Source organism: Streptomyces sp. NPDC097640, assembly GCF_040302705.1.
Classification (GTDB): domain Bacteria; phylum Actinomycetota; class Actinomycetes; order Streptomycetales; family Streptomycetaceae; genus Streptomyces.
Map to the genome: position 1 here is coordinate 43,690 of NZ_JBEOSB010000002.1, position 15,390 is coordinate 59,079.

Genomic DNA, 15,390 nt, shown 5'->3' on the forward strand with positions numbered 1-15,390 from the left:
TATGTGTGGCCGAAAAACTAGGAGCTGTCCGCGACGGCGTCAAGATCCGTGGCCGATCCGGCTACCGTTTCCGTCATGCGTCCCGATCAGCCAGTGCAGTCCGCCGCCACCGACCAGGAGGGCTCCGGCCGGGGATACGCCAAGGGGCGGGCCCGGCGCCAGGAGATCCTGCGCACCGCGCACCGGGCCTTCGCCGACCAGGGCTTCCGGGCGACCTCGATGCGGGAGATCGCCGAGGCCGTGGGGCTGAGCCAGGCCGGGCTGCTGCACTACTTCCGCTCCAAGGACGACCTGCTCGCCGAGGTGCTGCGGCTGAGGGACGAGGAGACCTACGCCTTCAACCAGCGCTTCGGGCGGGAGACCGGGATGGCCGCGCTGCGCCGGCTGGTGGACCTGGTGGAGCTCAACGCGCGGCAGGCGGGGCTGGTGCGTCTGTACACGGTGCTGTCGGGCGAGTCGGTGGGGGCGGGCCACCCGGCGCAGCCGTACTTCATCTCCCGCTACACCGAGCTGCGGGAGCGGGTCGCCGGGTATCTGCGCGGCGCCCGCGCCGAGGGGCTGATCCGCGAGGACGTCGATGTCGTCCAGGCGGCCACCTCGATCCTCGCCGTGATGGACGGCCTCCAACTCCAGTGGCTGCTGGACCCGGCGTCCGTCGACATGCCCGAGGTGTTCACCCGGTTCCTGGACGGCTATCTGCGCGGCCTGGCCTAAGGCGGCAAGGCGGTCCGGCGCGCGGCGCACAGGGGTATGTTGCCCGGGCCACCTCCCCCTCGCCTCCGGACGTTTCTCCGGTGTTTCCCCGCGTCACCGCCCGCTTGCGGCACGTGACGGTGGCAATGAGTCGGCAACAAACCATTCACATGAATGGTTTCTAGTCCTACAGTGCTCCCACACCGCCCGTCGCTTCGGGCGGTGATGCCACAGACGCCACACATGGCGCACAGAGAGGCGAAAAGCCATGACAGCCTTTCTCAGAGCCGGGCCCGTCACCCGGCGCAGCACCCTCCTGGGACTCGCCGGACTCGGGGCCACCGGACTCGCCACCCTCAGCGGTTGCCGTCTCGCCGTGGACGAGGCCCGCGGGTCCGTCGGCGGCAAGGCCCGCCGCGGCGGGACCCTCGTCATCGCCTGCAACATCGACGCCAAACCGGTCACCGCCCAGTCCCAGCAGGCCCAGTCGGTGACCTGGCGGCGGCTGGTGTTCGAGACCCTCACCGCGTACGACGCGAGCGGCACCCCCCGCCCGCTCCTGGCCACCGACTGGAAGATCACCGACGGCGGCCGCACCGTCGCGCTGCGCCTGCGCGACGACGTCCGCTTCCACTCCGGACGGCCCATGACCGCCGAGGACGTGATCTTCTCGCTGAAGCGGACCATGGACCCGGCGGCGGGCACGCAGGCCCGGTCCGTCAGCGCGCACATCACCGACATGACCGCCGACGGCGACCACGCGCTGCGCATCCGGCTGCGCCGGCCCGCCGGCAACCTCTTCGACATGTTCGAGCTGACCTCCATCCTCGACCGCGAGAGCGCGTCCGGCCTGGCCAGCGGCAAGGAGGTGATCGGGACCGGGCCGTTCGCCTGGCGGTCCTGGAACCCCGGCTCGCAGCTCACGCTGGTGCGCAACCCACACTTCCGCACCCCGGGCCGGCCCTATCTGGACCGGATCGACATGCCCGTCATCACCGACGCCACCGCCCTGGTCACCGCCGTCCGCAGCGGCCGGGCGCACATCGCCTACGGCACCGCGCCACTGGACGCCAAGGGGATGTCCAAGGACGAGCGGTACGTCATCGACCGCGGTGTCACGGTCGACTACGCGCTCGGCATGAACGTACAGGCCCACCCCTTCGACAAGCCCGAGGTGCGCCGGGCGGTCGGCTACGCCATCAACCGCGAGCGGATCCTCAACCAGGTCTTCGCCGGCTACGGACACACCAGCAGCCTGTGGTGGACCACCAAGGAACCGGGGTGGCGGAAGGACCAGTCCGAGGCCTACACCTACGACCCCGACCGGGCCCGCCGGATGATCGAGCAGGCGGGGGTCAGGGGCGCGGAGGTGTCGATCGACGTCATCGCGATCCAGGCCGCGCTGAGCACCGCCCAGATCGTCCGCTACGACCTGGCCGCGGCCGGGTTCACGGTACGCACCCAGGTGCTCGACGCCATCGAGTACAGCGGCCGGCAGGCCGCCGGAAAGCTCGGGCAGATGTTCCTCAACGGCTATGGCATCGCCGATCTGTCGGCCGCCACACTCGTCGGATCACACCCCGCGTTCGCCGCCACCAACGCCTCGCGCTTCCACACGGACGCCTATACCGCCGCCATCGAACGGGTGGCGACCGCCGACACCGCACACCGCCGGGCTGCCGTGCGGGACCTCGGCACGTATATGCAGCGACAGGCCTTCAGCCAGTCCCTGGTGACCGCGCCGGCGGCCATCATCCGCTCCAAGCGGGCCCAGGGGGTCGACCAGACCTTCCTCGGCGCCTTCCGCCTCGACGACGCACATCTGGTGTGAGCATGCTCCCCTTCCTGATCCGCCGAATCCCCTCGGCCGTCCTGGTCCTGTTCGCCACCTCCGTCCTCGCCTTCGTCCTGCCCAGGCTCGCCCCCGGCGACCCCGCCACCGCCGTCGCGGGCCCGGACGCCACCGCCGCCCAGATCGCCGCCGTCCGTTCCGACCTGGGCCTGGACCGTCCGCTGATCAGCCAGTACGGCCACTGGCTGGCCGGGGTGGTGCAGGGCGACTTCGGCACCTCGTACACCACCGGCCGCCAGGTCACCGCGCTGCTCGGCGACCGGTTCGGCAGCACGGTGCAACTCGCCCTGGCCGCCACCCTGCTGATGATCGTCATCGGGGTGACGCTGGGCGTCGCCGCCGGGTCGAGCCGGCGCCCGTGGGCCCGGTCCCTGCTGGACGTCACCTGTACGGTGCTGCTGGCCACCCCCGCGTTCCTGACCGGTCTGCTGCTGGCCCTGCTGTTCGGCGTCGCCTGGCAGGTCCTCCCGGTCAGCGGCGAGGTGTCGCTGCTGGGCGACCCCGAGATCGGCTTCCAGTACCTGCTGTTGCCCGCCGTGGCGCTCGCGCTGCCGCAGGCCGCCTCGATGGCCCGGCTCATCCAGACCGCCATGCGCCAGTCGTACACCGAGGAGTATGTGCAGACCGCCGTGGCCAAGGGGGCGTCGGGCCGGCGGGTCACCCTGCGCCACGTCCTGCGCAACTCGCTGGCCACCGCCCTGGTCTCGCTCGGTGTCCGGCTGGGCGAGCTGCTCGGCGGCGCCATCGTCGTCGAGGCCGTCTTCGCCCGCAACGGCCTGGGCTCCCTGGCGGTGTCCAGCTCCGGGCAGCGTGACTACGTGGTCATCCAGGCGCTGGTCCTGCTGGCCGTCGGCGTCGCCGTGCTGCTGCAACTGCTCACCGAGATCGGGCTGTCCCTGCTCGACCCGCGCATCCGGCTGGAGGGCACCCGATGACCACCACCGCGGAAACCATTCCGGACCCCGCTTCGGCCACCGCCACCGCCACCGCCCCGGAGCCGGGCGCCGGGGCCGGACCCCGGGCGGCCGAGGGCTGGCGGCGCTATCTGCTCGCGGTGCGACGCCCGCGCGGCGCCGTCGGGGTGTCCCTGCTCGGGCTGCTGGTGCTGACCGCGCTGCTGGTGCCGGCCTTCAGCGCCGGCTACGACCAGCAGTCGACCACCACCTTCGCCCCGCCGTCGTGGCCACATCCGTTCGGCACCGACGAACTCGGCCGCGACATCTTCGTCCGCACCCTCTACGGCCTCCGCTCCGACCTGGTGCTGCTGTTCGTCGGCGTGCCGATCGCGATGGCCCTGGGCACCCTGCTGGGCATCGCTGGCGGGCTCTCCCGCACCCTCGGACTGTTCCTCCAGCGCGTGTTCGACATCATCCTCGGCTTCCCCGGCCTGGTGCTCGGCATCGTGATCGCCCTGATCCTCAAGCCCGGCGTCTCCGCCCTGCTGCTCACCATCGTGATCGTGCTGCTGCCCGGCTACGGGCGCCTCGCCCGGGCCGCCCTGCTCACCCAGGAACAGCGCGAGTACGTGCTGGCCGCGCGGGTGCTGGGGGTGGACCGGGGGAAGGTGCTGATCCGGCACATCCTGCCCAACGCCATCGACCCGATCATCGTCCACACGGCGATCGCCATGGTCGTGGCCATCTTCCTGGAGACCGGTCTTTCGCTGGTCGGCCTCGGCATCCAGCCGCCGCAGCCGTCCCTGGGCACCCTGCTCAACACCGGTGTCCGTTATCTGTCCTTCGCGCCCGTCTACGTCCTGGGCCCGACCCTGATCCTCCTGCTGCTGGCCCTGGCCTTCAGCCTGCTCTCCGACGCACTCAACGAGGCGGTGACCCGGACATGACCGCGGAAGTGACCGGCAGAAGGGCCGTCGACGGCCCGGCGGACGGCCCGGACACCGCGGGTGTCCTTCTCGAAGCGACCGATGTGCGCGTGCGGTTCGACACCGCGGGCGGGCCGGTCACCGCGGTGGACGGCGTGTCCCTGCGCATCCGGCGCGGCCACATCACCGGCCTGGTCGGCGAGTCCGGCTCCGGCAAGTCCGTCACCGCGCGCACCCTGATGCGCATGGTCCCCGCCCCGGGGCGGGTGAGCGGCACCGTACGCTTCGACGGCACCGACCTGATGGCACTGGACGAGCGCGCCATGCGGGCGGTGCGCGGCGACCGGATCGCCATGGTCTTCCAGGACCCGCAGGCCTCGCTCAACCCCGTGCTCACCGTCGGCGCCCAGGTGGCCGAGGCCCTGATCGTGCACGGCACACCGCGCGCCCAGGCCCGCCGACGGGCCGTGGAACTGCTCGACATGGTGGGCATCCCCGACCCCGAGCGGCGCGCCGGCGAGCACCCGCACCAGTTCTCCGGCGGCATGCGCCAGCGCGTCGTGATCGCCATGGCGCTGGCCCGCGACCCCGACCTGCTGATCGCCGACGAACCCACCACGGCCCTGGACGTCACCATCCAGGCCCAGATCCTGCGGCTGCTGGCCGACCTGCGCGACCGCACCGGGGTCGCGGTGCTGATGATCACCCATGACATGGGTGTGGTCGCCGAGCTCTGCGACGAGGTGGCGGTGATGTACGGCGGCCGGATCGTGGAGACCGGCACCACGGCCACCGTGTTCGCCACGCCCACCCACCCCTACACCCGGGCCCTGTTGCGCGCCATGCCCCGCCTGGACGGCCCCGACGCCACCTCCGCCGATCGGCTGTTCGCCATCCCCGGCCAGCCGCCGGACCCGGCCCGGCTGCCCTCCGGCTGCGCCTTCCACCCCCGCTGCGCCCTGGCCCGGGACCGGTGCCTGGGCTCCGTGCCCGCGCTGGAACCGCTGCCCGCGGATCCGGAGCACACGGCGGCCTGCTGGGTGACGGCGGCATCGGAGCCGGAGGCCGAGGCGGTGCCGGGGCCCGAGCCGGTGCCGTCCGCCGCCCAGGCGCCCGGCCATCCCCGTGCCCCCATCGGCGACTCCATCCTGGACGTCACCGACCTGCGGGTGAACCTCGGCACCCGGCGCGCCTTCGGCCGCGGCAGCCCGGTCTACGCCGTCGACGGCGTCAGCCTCACCGTCCGCGCGGGCGAAACCCTGGGCCTGGTCGGCGAGTCCGGCTGCGGCAAGTCCACCCTCGCCCGCACCCTGGTCGGCATCAACCGGCCGACGGAGGGCAGCGTGCGGGTCCGCGGCCGGGACGTCGCCTCGATGACCCGCGGCGAGGCCGCCGAGGTCCGGCGCGGTCTCCAGTACGTCTTCCAGGACCCGTACGCCTCGCTCAACCCGCGCCGCACCGTGCGCCAGGTCCTGGACGAGGCGCTGGAGGTGCGCGGAGTTCCGGCCGCCGAGCGGTCCGCCCGCGCGCTGGAGCTGCTGGAGACCGTCGGCCTCGGCGAACGCCACCTCGACCGGCTGCCGCGCGCCTTCTCCGGCGGCCAGCGGCAGCGCATCGGCATCGCCCGCGCGCTGGCCGTCGAACCCGAGTGCCTGGTGCTGGACGAGCCGGTGTCCGCGCTGGACGTGTCCATCCAGGCCCAGATCATGAACCTCCTCGCCGACCTGCGCGACCGGCTGGGGCTCGGCTATCTGTTCATCGCCCACGACCTGGCCGTGGTCCGCCACATCAGCGACCGGGTGGCCGTGATGTACCTCGGCCGGATCATCGAGACCGGCCCCGCCGAGCGGCTCTACGCCGACCCCCTCCACCCGTACACCGTGTCCCTGCTGTCCTCCTCGCCCGTTCCCGAGGTGGGGGCTGGCCGGGAGCGGATCGTGCTCCGCGGCGACCTGCCGAGCCCCAAGAACCCGCCCTCCGGCTGCCGGTTCCGCACCCGCTGTCCCATCGGCCCGCTGGCCCGCCCCGAGCGCACCATCTGCGCCGAGAAGACACCCGAACTCCGCGTGGACGGCCTCGCCGCGCACGGCGCCGCCTGCCACTTCGCCGGCGAGCTGACCGCGGCCGGAGCAGTCCGCTGACCGCCCGCCGTTCCCCCCTATCGACAAAAACGACAAGAACGACAAGGACGACGATGACTCGGCCGACCACCGAAGAAGAGCCGACCGCCCAGAAGCTGACCGCCGAGGACGACGCCATGGTGGCGAAGCTGACCGCCTCGCTCACCCTGGAGCGCAAGGTCCGCCTGCTCACCGGGGGCACCTTCTGGCGCACCCACGCCGAACCCGCCATCGGTCTTGACTCGATGCTGCTGTCCGACGGGCCGTCCGGGGTGCGCGGCGAGCTGTGGGACGAGCGGTCCCCCTCGCTCAGCCTGCCCTCCGCGACCTCCCTGGCCGCGTCCTGGGACACCGACCTCGCCCGGCGCTACGGAACGGTCCTGGCCCGCGAGGCCAGGGCCAAGGAGGTGCATGTCGTCCTCGGGCCGACGATCAACCTGCACCGCAGCCCGCTGGGTGGCCGCCACTTCGAGTGTTTCTCCGAGGACCCGCTGCTGTCCGGGGCGCTCGCCGCGCACTACGTCCGCGGTCTGCAACGCCACGGGGTGGCGGCCGTGCCCAAGCACTTCGTGGCCAACGACTCCGAGACCGACCGGTACACCGTCGACATCCGGGTCGACGAACGCACCCTGCGCGAGCTCTACCTGGCCCCCTTCGAGACGGCGGTGGCCGAGGCCGGGGCCTGGGCGGTGATGTCCGCGTACAACGCGGTCAACGGCGCCACCATGAGCGAGAACGACCTGCTGCGCCATCCGCTGTCCACCGAGTGGGGCTTCGACGGGGCGGTCGTCTCGGACTGGACCGCCGTGCGTTCCACCGAGGCCAGCGCTTCCGCCCGGCAGGACCTGGCGATGCCGGGCCCGGACGGACCCTGGGGAGACCGCCTGGTCGCCGCCGTGCGCGAGGGCCGGGTGCCCGAGGCGGCCATCGACGAGAAGGTGCGGCGGCTGCTGCGGCTCGCCGCGCGGGTGGGCGCGCTGCGCGGCGCCGGCCCCGCCGGATACCCCCTCCCGGCCGAGGTCCCGGAGGACTTCGGCCGCGAGGCGGCCGCCGCCGGGATGGTGCTCGTCCGCAACGCCCCGGGCGGTCTGCCCTGGAGCCCCGATGCGCTGCGCTCGGTCGCGGTCAGCGGCCAGGCCGCCCGCACCCCGCGGATCCAGGGCGGCGGCAGCGCGACCGTCGTCCCGACGCACCTCACCTCGCCCCTCGACGGCCTGCGGGCGGCGCTCCCCGGCGCCGAGGTCCGGTACGACATCGGCACCGTCGTCTCCGACGCGCCGGTGCCGCTGCCCCCGCACACCCTCACCAACCCCGCGACCGGCGGCCCCGGGGTGCGGGTGCGGTTCCTGGACGAGGACGGTGGCGAGGTCTTCACCGAGGACCGGTTCGCCTCCGACCTGGTCTGGCTCGGCGACCCCCCGGCCGGGGCCCGCACCCTGGAGCTGACCACCCGGTATCTGCCCGAGGAGGGCGGCCCGGCGGAGCTGGCCGTCGCCTCGGTCGGCCAGAGCGTCCTGTACGCCGACGGCGAGCCGGTCCTGGAGTCCGACTTCCGCGCCGGGGCCGAGAAGGAGTTGGGCGCGGGGCTGTTCGTGCCGCCCACGGCCGCCACTCCGGTGCGTCTCGAGGCCGGGCGGGAGATCGCGCTGAGGGTGGTCCACGACCTCGCCTCCCGGGCCGGGACCGGCCGCACCGGCTCCGTCGTGCTGTCCTTCGGCCTGCTGCCGGTCGTCCCCGACCCGGACCGGGCCATCGCCGACGCCGCACGGGCCGCGAGCGAGGCCGAGGTGGCCGTCGTGGTCGTGGGCACCACCCCGCAGGCGGAGACCGAGGGCCGGGACCGGGCCACGCTCGCCCTGCCCGGTCGCCAGGACGACCTGGTCCGCGCCGTGGCCGCGGCCAACCCGCGCACCGTCGTGGTCGTCAACACCGGCAGCCCGGTGCTGATGCCATGGCGGGACGAGGTCGCCGCGGTGCTGCTGACCTGGTTCCCCGGCCAGGACTTCGGTGGCGCGCTGGCCGATGTGCTGCTCGGTGTCCGCGAGCCGGGCGGACGGCTGCCGACCACCTGGCCCGCCACCGAAGAGGACGTGCCGGTCCTGTCCACCCGCCCGGTGGACGGCCGCCTCGCCTACGAGGAGGGCCTGGACATCGGCTACCGCGCCTGGCTGCGCGCCGGCCGCGCCCCCGCCTACGCCTTCGGCCACGGCCTCGGCTACACCACATGGCGGCTGGACGGCCTCGCACTGCCCGCCCGGATCGGCCCGGGCGCGGGCCTGACCGCCACCGTACGGCTCACCAACACCGGCCACCGCCCCGGCAAACAGGTCGCCCAGGTGTATCTGTCCCGGCCCGGCAGCGCCGTGGCGCGCCCGGCCCGCTGGCTCGCGGGCTTCGCGCCCGTACACCTCGCCCCCGGCGAGTCCGCCGAGGTCGCCGTCGAGCTGCCGCCCCGGGCCTTCGCCCACTGGGAGGCGGCCCCGGACGGCGGGGGGTGGGCCTATGAACCCGGCACCTTCCTGGTGCACGCCGGGACCGCGAGCGACGACACCCCGCTGACCGAGGAGGTACGGCTGTCATGACCCGCCCCGCCAATTTCGTCATCCTCGTCCCCGACCAGCTGCGCGCCGACGCCCTGGGCTGCTTCGGCAACGACCGCGCCCGCACCCCGCACCTCGACGCCCTCGCGGAGCGCGGCACGGTCTTCGGGCAGGCGTACGTCCAGCACCCGGTCTGCTCCCCGAGCCGGGCGTCCTTCCTGACCGGCTGGTATCCGCACGTGCGCGGCCATCGCACCCTGACCCATCTGCTGCGGCCCGACGAGCCCAACCTGCTGCGCATCCTGAAGGAGGCCGGATACCACGTCACCTGGGCGGGCACCCGCGGCGACACCTTCGCGCCCGGGGTGACCGAGCTGAGCGTGGACGAGTACGGCTTCGCCGAGGAGCCGACCCGGCCGGGGTTCGCCAAGGACTTCCCGTCGGAGGTGTGGGCCCGGGCCTTCTACCGGGGCCGGATCGAGCAGGACGGGCTCATCGACCACGACGAGGCGGCGGTGCGGACCGCCGAGCGCTGGCTCGCCGACCCGCCGCCGGAGCCATGGGTGCTGTTCGTGCCGCTGTTCGCACCGCACTGCCCGTTCCAGGCCCAGGAGCCCTACTTCTCGATGCACGGCCGCGGCACGGTGCCCGACCCGGTGCCCGCCTCCGCCGTCGAGGGCGCCGAACCCGGCTTCAAGGAGGCGATCCGCCGCGCGTACGGCCTGGACCGGGTCAGCCCGCCGATGTGGCGCGAGATCGCCGCCGTCTACCACGGCATGGTGTCCCGGCTGGACGACCACGTCGGGCGCGTCCAGGCCGCCCTGCGCGACTCGGGCGCGGCCGACCGCACCGTCAGCGTCTTCTTCGCCGACCACGGCGAATACCTCGGCGACTACGGACTGATCGAGAAGTGGCCCTCCGCCATGGACCCCTGCATCACCCGGGACCCGCTGATCATCAGCGGTGGCGGGCTGCCGGCCGGACAGCGCCACGACGGGATGGTGGAGCTGGTCGACGTCCTGCCCACCGTCCTGGACCTGGCCGGTGTCACCGCGCCGCACCGCCACTTCGGCCGGAGCCTGCTGCCCGTGCTGAAGGACCCCGGCCGTGAACACCGTCGCTACGCCTTCACCGAGGGCGGCTTCGTGGCGGAGGAGGAGCCGCAGCTGGAGCGCCCGGGGTACCCCTACGACATCAAGGGCGACCTCCAGCACGAACAGCCCCACCTCGTCGGCAAGGCGGTGGCCGTGCGCGACACGGACTGGGCGTATGTGTGGCGGCTGTACGAGCCCCCGGAGCTGTACCACCGCCGCGACGACCCGCATGAGACGGTCAACCTGGCCGGGCGCCCGGAGCACGCCGACACCGAACGGCGCTTCGAGCAGGCCCTGCTGCGCTGGCAGATCGAGACGGCCGACATCATCCCGCCCACCACGGACCCGCGGTTCCCCCCGGTCGAGCTGGCCGCCCCGGCGGCGGGTCCGCGGACCTGACCCGGACACCACCGACCACCCACCCGCCGACCTGACCGCCCACCCGTCGACCGCCCCGCCGGAGGACCCCTTGCGCGTCATCTACATCGACGTCGACACGCTGCGCGCCGACCACACCCAGCCCTACGGATACCACCGCCCCACCACCCCCAACCTCCAGCGCCTCGCCGACCGCGGGGTCGTCTTCGACCGCTACTACTGCTCGGACTCGCCCTGTCTGCCCTCGCGCACCGCGCTGACCAGCGGGCAGTTCGGCATCACCAACGGCGTGGTCGGACACTTCGGCGAGGCGGCCCGCTTCCGGCTCGACTCCGGACACCGGCCCGACCGCGACCGGCCACTGCTCGGCCAGCGGCTCCAGGACCACGGCTGGTACACCGCGATGGTGTCGATGTTCGCCGAACGCCACCGCGCGTACTTCTTCCACGGCAACTTCCGCGAGGCCATCCGCGCCACCAACGAGATCAACGACGAACAGGCCCACGAGATCAACGCGGTCGCCCTGGACTGGATCCGCCGCCACGCCGACCAGGACGACTGGTATCTGCATCTGACCTACTGGGAACCGCACACCGACTACCTCATCGGCCCCGAATGGGTCCGCCGGGCCGCCGAATCCGGACCCGCCCCCGCCTGGCCGGACCAGGCCGCCATCGACGGCCACGCGGAGGTCTACGGCCCGCGCAGCGCCCTGGACCTGCACTACTTCCGCGGCCCCCGCGACTCGGCGGTCCCGCACGCCATGCCCGACGCCATCCGTACCCGCGAGGACTTCGAACTGCTCGTCAACGGCTACGACGGCGCGGTGATGTACTGGGACCACCACCTCGGCCGGCTCCTCGCGACCCTGGAGGAGCTGGGCATCGCCGAGGACACCGCCATCATCGTCAGCGCCGACCACGGCGAATCGCTCGGCGAACAGGGCTCCTACGCCGAACACGGCCTCGCCAACGAACCCACCCACCGGCTGCCGCTGGTCGTCTACTGGCCGGGAGTGACCGACGACCTCCCGGACTCCGCACGCCACTGCGACAGCCTCCTCTACAACATCGACTACGCCCCCACCCTGTGCGACCTGCTCGGCATCCCGGCACCCTCGGGATGGCAGGGCCGGTCCTTCGCGGCCGCGGTCCGCGGCGAGGCGATCGACTCCCGCCCGTACCTCGTCCTCGGCCACGGCGCGCACACCTACCAGCGGGCCGTGCGCACCCGCGACCACCTCTACATCCGCACCTACCACCCCGGGTGTTTCCGCGCCGAGTGGGAGTCCCTGTTCGACGTCACCGCCGATCCGCATCTCACCCGCGACCTCCTCGCGGAGGAGCCGGAGCTGGCCGACCGGATGCGCGCCCATCTCGCGGAGTGGTGGAACCACTACGCGGGCGGCCCCGGGGCCCTGCCGGACCCGATGCTGACCACCCTCCAGACCGGCCCCACCTACTACAACGACCCCGGCCAATATGCTCAGCACCTCCGGGACACCGGCCGCGCCGCGCTGGCCGAGGACCTGGAGACACGCCTCACCCCCACCGGTGGCGCGACCCGGGTCTCCTGGCACGCCCCGCACATTCCGGACGTGCGCCTCCAGGCCCGTCTCCCGGAAAGGACATAATCCCGCACATGGCCTCGCACTGCTGTTCCCCCGGCCGGTCCTCCTCCGGCCCGGCCCCCGTCCTCGCGCCCCTCGCCCCTGCCCCTGAAACCGGTGGGGGCGCGGGGGCGGGGGCCCGCGCCCACGCGGTGCGCCTGCCCGGGGGCACGTTCCGGATGGGCAGCGAGGACCCGGACGTCAACCCCGGTGACGGCGAGGGCCCGGTCCGGGAGGTGGCGGTGGACCCGTTCGCGATCGACGCGCACTGCGTCACCAACGAGCGGTTCGCGGCGTTCGTGGACGCGACCGGCCACCGCACCGACGCCGAGCGGTTCGGCTGGTCGTACGTGTTCGCCAAGTTCCTGCCGTCGGCGCTGCGCCGGGTGTCCCCGCGGCCGGACACCACGCCGTGGTGGTGCGGGGTGAACGGGGCGTACTGGGCGGCCCCGGAGGGCCCCGGCAGCGATCTGTCCGGCCGCGGCGACCACCCCGTCGTCCATGTCTCCTGGGCCGACGCGCAGGCGTTCTGCGCGTGGGAGGGGTCCCGGCTGCCCACCGAGGCCGAGTGGGAGTACGCCGCCCGCGGCGGCCTGGAGCGGAAACGCTACCCCTGGGGAGACGAGCTCACCCCGGGCGGCGACCACCGCTGCAACATCTGGCAGGGCCGCTTCCCCACCCGGAACACCGCCGAGGACGGCTACGAGGGCACCGCTCCGGTCACCGCCTACCCGCCCAATGGCTTCGGGCTGTACAACGTCGCGGGCAATGTGTGGGAGTGGTGCGCCGACTGGTGGAGCACCGCCCGCCCCACCGGGGCCGCCGCGCCCTGCGCCAACCCCGGCGGCCCGCGCGACGGTACCGCCCGCGTCATGCGCGGCGGCTCGTATCTGTGTCACGACTCCTACTGCAACCGCTATCGCGTCGCCGCGCGCACCAGCAACAGCCCCGACAGCTCCGGCGGCAACACCGGCTTCCGCGTCGCGTGGAGCGAGCCCGTCTGAATCCTCCCGGCGGCCGCTGCCTAGGATGACCGCCATGCGGCCGCCCCTGCCTCTCCCCGCCCAACTCGGTGCCGTCCTGCTGGGCCTGGCCCGGAACCCGGCCCTGCCGCCCGCGTTGCTGCGCCGCCTGCTCGGCCACCGGGCGACCCGCGACGAGGCGGTGATGTGGCGCACGGACCTGACCGAGGAACTGGCCGACGAGATCGTCGCGCTGGGCGACACCGTCCTCGTCCACACGCTCGCCTGCAACCGGAACATCCCGCCCGGCGTGAAACACCGCCTGGCGAACAGCCCGGACACCTCGGTCCGGGCGGCGATCGCGTTCCGCGAGGAGCTGCCGCGCGAGGTGTGGGAGCGGCTGATCGCCGACCCGTCGGTGGAGGTACGGGAGTCGGCTGCCGAGAACGAGGATGTGCCCGTCGACCTCCGCGCCCGGCTGGCCCGGGATCCGGCCCCCACGGTCCGCGCCAGGCTCGCCCAGCGGTGGACGGGCGCGCCGGAAGAGATACGGCGCATCTGGCTGACCGACGCGGAGTCCACCGTCCGGGCGGCGGCCTGCGCCACCTACTTCCGCAGACTGCCCCACCCGGTGCCGCCCGCCGATCTCCACCCCGCGCTGCTCGCCGACCCCGTGACGCGGGCGGGCGTGGTGGCGCACCTCGACCTCGGTCCCGACACGGCCCGTGAGCTGGCCACGGACCAGGACCCGGCGGTACGCGCGGCCGTCGCGGCCCACCCCGGTCTGCCGACGGAGCTGCGGGAGACCCTCGCCGGCGACCCCGACCCGCTGGTGCGCGCGGAGGTCTTCGCCCGCCAGGACACGCCCGAGGAGCGGCGCGCCTCGATCTATGCGGAGCTGCGCGCCGGGGCGGAGCGGGCCGGGGAGGGCCTCATCGCGTCGGAGGAGGAGGACTTCGCGTCCTACGTCGCGTACCAGGGGCTGGGCCATCGACACCTCCCGTGGGTGTCCGCCGCCCCGCTCGACCACCTCGACTCGCCCTATGTGTGTTTTCGCCGGTCCCTGGCGATGAGTGGCCCGTTGCCCGCGGAGGCCGTCGCCCGGCTGCTCGACGACGAGGACGGCACCGTACGCGCGGCCGTGGCCCGCCGGACACCCGACCTCGACCCGGTGACGGCCGAGCGCATCGAACGCCGGCACACCGCGAGCCGCAAGCGCCCCTGGAGCCCGACCGACCACGTCGTCTTTCCCCCGGAGACCCTGCGCCGGTTCGCGACCGACCCGGACCCGAGAATCCGGGCCCTCGCGCTCCGGGACCCGGACCTGCCCGCCGGGCTCGCCGAGGGGCTGGCGGCGGATGAGTCCGACCGGGTCCGCCGCGGGGTGGCCGCCCACCCGAGCCTGCCGACACCCGCCCTGCTCACCCTGCTCGCCGACCAGGACGAGTGGGTGGCCAGAACCGCAGCGGGCTCGCCCGCGCTGCCCCGGGATGTGATGGAGGAGATCCTCGCCTTCGCGACGCTGTGACCCCTGGCCGGGGGAGCATGCCTCGGTCAGGCCGCCGTCGAGCTCAGGCCATGGTCGAGCTCAGGCCGTTGTCGCGCTCAGGGCGTCGACCTCCTGGGCGAAGAGGGCGTCGGCGTCTATGCCCATGGAGGTGAAGTTGCCGCCGATCTCGAGGCTGACGAAGCCGTGCAGCCTGGTCCAGGCGCTGAGGACACGCCGAAGCTGCTCGGGACCCGCTCCGGTGGCGGCGAGTATGTCCTCGTGTGCCCGCACGGCGGCGTCCAGGTCCACGTCGCCCTCGTGCCCCGGCGCCGCCGCCGGGCTGTCGTCAGGGGGCCAGAGGCCGGCCGCCACGTCGAGCCCGACGGCCATGACCTCGTGGGAGGCGGTGACCAGGGGCTCGCTGTGGGCGTCGTAGCCGGGCACGGGCGGCGCGAACATCAGTGTGTAGCGGTGGGGTTCGGCGCGGGCGAAGGCCCGCCAGGCGGCGGCCAGGGCGCACAACCGCTCCGCCGGAGCCTGGCCGAGGGCCGGGTCGGTGGCGGCGGCGAGGGCGGCTGCGAAGTCGTGGTAGGTGTCGATGACCAGCTCGGCGAGCAGCTCGTCGCGGCCGGCGAAGTAGCGGTAGAGCGCCGGTCCTGAGACGCCGAGCTGTTTCGCGATGGCGTTGACCGACACCGCCGTGGCGCCCCCCTGGGCCAGCTGGTCCAACGCCACGGCCTTGACGTCTTCGCGGACCTGCTCCCGGTACCGCGCCCGCATCGGGCTGCGCGCCGCACCTGTCGCCGCCGTCGTTTTGTTGGCGCCCATCAT

At 73.5% G+C, this 15,390-nt stretch carries 11 protein-coding genes; 10 read left to right on the forward strand and 1 reads right to left on the reverse strand.

Annotated elements, in window-relative coordinates; translation table 11 throughout:
• Positions 1-75 precede the first annotated feature (75 nt).
• From ABTY62_RS02550 to ABTY62_RS02595, 10 genes are all read left to right on the forward strand, one after another.
• Positions 76-714: a TetR/AcrR family transcriptional regulator gene (locus ABTY62_RS02550; RefSeq protein WP_352127498.1), complete on the forward strand. Its 639-nt coding sequence runs from the start codon at positions 76-78 to the stop codon at positions 712-714.
• A gap of 247 nt (positions 715-961) precedes the next feature.
• Positions 962-2,524: an ABC transporter substrate-binding protein gene (locus tag ABTY62_RS02555; protein WP_352127499.1), complete on the forward strand. Its 1,563-nt coding sequence runs from the start codon at positions 962-964 to the stop codon at positions 2,522-2,524.
• 2 nt (positions 2,525-2,526) lie between these two features.
• Entirely contained in the window at positions 2,527-3,480 is a 954-nt protein-coding gene (locus tag ABTY62_RS02560) for an ABC transporter permease (RefSeq protein WP_352127500.1), read from the forward strand.
• The gene (locus tag ABTY62_RS02565) at positions 3,477-4,388 is read left to right on the forward strand and encodes an ABC transporter permease (RefSeq protein ID WP_352127501.1); all 912 of its coding nucleotides are present in this window, start codon (positions 3,477-3,479) and stop codon (positions 4,386-4,388) included. Before ABTY62_RS02560 ends, ABTY62_RS02565 begins: the two co-directional genes overlap by 4 nt.
• The gene (locus ABTY62_RS02570; RefSeq protein ID WP_352127502.1) at positions 4,385-6,508 is read left to right on the forward strand and encodes an ABC transporter ATP-binding protein; all 2,124 of its coding nucleotides are present in this window, start codon (positions 4,385-4,387) and stop codon (positions 6,506-6,508) included. The genes ABTY62_RS02565 and ABTY62_RS02570 overlap by 4 nt, the downstream gene beginning before the upstream one ends.
• Before the next feature lie 53 nt (positions 6,509-6,561).
• Positions 6,562-9,069, forward strand: coding sequence for a beta-glucosidase family protein (locus tag ABTY62_RS02575; protein ID WP_352127503.1), 2,508 nt, complete (start codon positions 6,562-6,564; stop codon positions 9,067-9,069).
• Complete coding sequence (locus ABTY62_RS02580; RefSeq protein ID WP_352127504.1) at positions 9,066-10,520, forward strand: sulfatase family protein; 1,455 nt, start codon at positions 9,066-9,068, stop codon at positions 10,518-10,520. The genes ABTY62_RS02575 and ABTY62_RS02580 overlap by 4 nt, the downstream gene beginning before the upstream one ends.
• Before the next feature lie 70 nt (positions 10,521-10,590).
• Positions 10,591-12,132, forward strand: coding sequence for a sulfatase family protein (locus ABTY62_RS02585; RefSeq protein ID WP_352127505.1), 1,542 nt, complete (start codon positions 10,591-10,593; stop codon positions 12,130-12,132).
• 8 nt (positions 12,133-12,140) lie between these two features.
• A complete protein-coding gene (locus ABTY62_RS02590) occupies positions 12,141-13,112 on the forward strand; it encodes a formylglycine-generating enzyme family protein (protein WP_352127506.1) in 972 nt (323 codons plus the stop codon).
• Between the two features lie 34 nt (positions 13,113-13,146).
• Positions 13,147-14,598, forward strand: coding sequence for a hypothetical protein (locus ABTY62_RS02595; protein WP_352127507.1), 1,452 nt, complete (start codon positions 13,147-13,149; stop codon positions 14,596-14,598).
• Between the two features lie 60 nt (positions 14,599-14,658).
• Here the strand turns inward: ABTY62_RS02595 and ABTY62_RS02600 are convergent, their stop codons facing one another.
• Positions 14,659-15,387: a TetR/AcrR family transcriptional regulator gene (locus ABTY62_RS02600; protein ID WP_352127508.1), complete on the reverse strand. Its 729-nt coding sequence runs from the start codon at positions 15,385-15,387 to the stop codon at positions 14,659-14,661.
• Between the last annotated feature and the right edge of the window lie 3 nt (positions 15,388-15,390).

What these genes read in the sequence shown, in the direction of transcription:
- ABTY62_RS02560 (WP_352127500.1), top strand. Translation starts at nt 2,527, where the DNA reads ATGCTCCCCTTCCTGATCCGCCGAATCCCCTCGGCCGTCCTGGTCCTG.
- ABTY62_RS02595 (WP_352127507.1), top strand. Translation starts at nt 13,147, where the DNA reads ATGCGGCCGCCCCTGCCTCTCCCCGCCCAACTCGGTGCCGTCCTGCTG.
- ABTY62_RS02590 (WP_352127506.1), top strand. Translation starts at nt 12,141, where the DNA reads ATGGCCTCGCACTGCTGTTCCCCCGGCCGGTCCTCCTCCGGCCCGGCC.
- ABTY62_RS02580 (WP_352127504.1), top strand. Translation starts at nt 9,066, where the DNA reads ATGACCCGCCCCGCCAATTTCGTCATCCTCGTCCCCGACCAGCTGCGC.
- ABTY62_RS02570 (WP_352127502.1), top strand. Translation starts at nt 4,385, where the DNA reads ATGACCGCGGAAGTGACCGGCAGAAGGGCCGTCGACGGCCCGGCGGAC.
- ABTY62_RS02565 (WP_352127501.1), top strand. Translation starts at nt 3,477, where the DNA reads ATGACCACCACCGCGGAAACCATTCCGGACCCCGCTTCGGCCACCGCC.
- ABTY62_RS02555 (WP_352127499.1), top strand. Translation starts at nt 962, where the DNA reads ATGACAGCCTTTCTCAGAGCCGGGCCCGTCACCCGGCGCAGCACCCTC.
- ABTY62_RS02600 (WP_352127508.1), bottom strand. Translation starts at nt 15,387, where the DNA reads ATGGGCGCCAACAAAACGACGGCGGCGACAGGTGCGGCGCGCAGCCCG.
- ABTY62_RS02575 (WP_352127503.1), top strand. Translation starts at nt 6,562, where the DNA reads ATGACTCGGCCGACCACCGAAGAAGAGCCGACCGCCCAGAAGCTGACC.
- ABTY62_RS02550 (WP_352127498.1), top strand. Translation starts at nt 76, where the DNA reads ATGCGTCCCGATCAGCCAGTGCAGTCCGCCGCCACCGACCAGGAGGGC.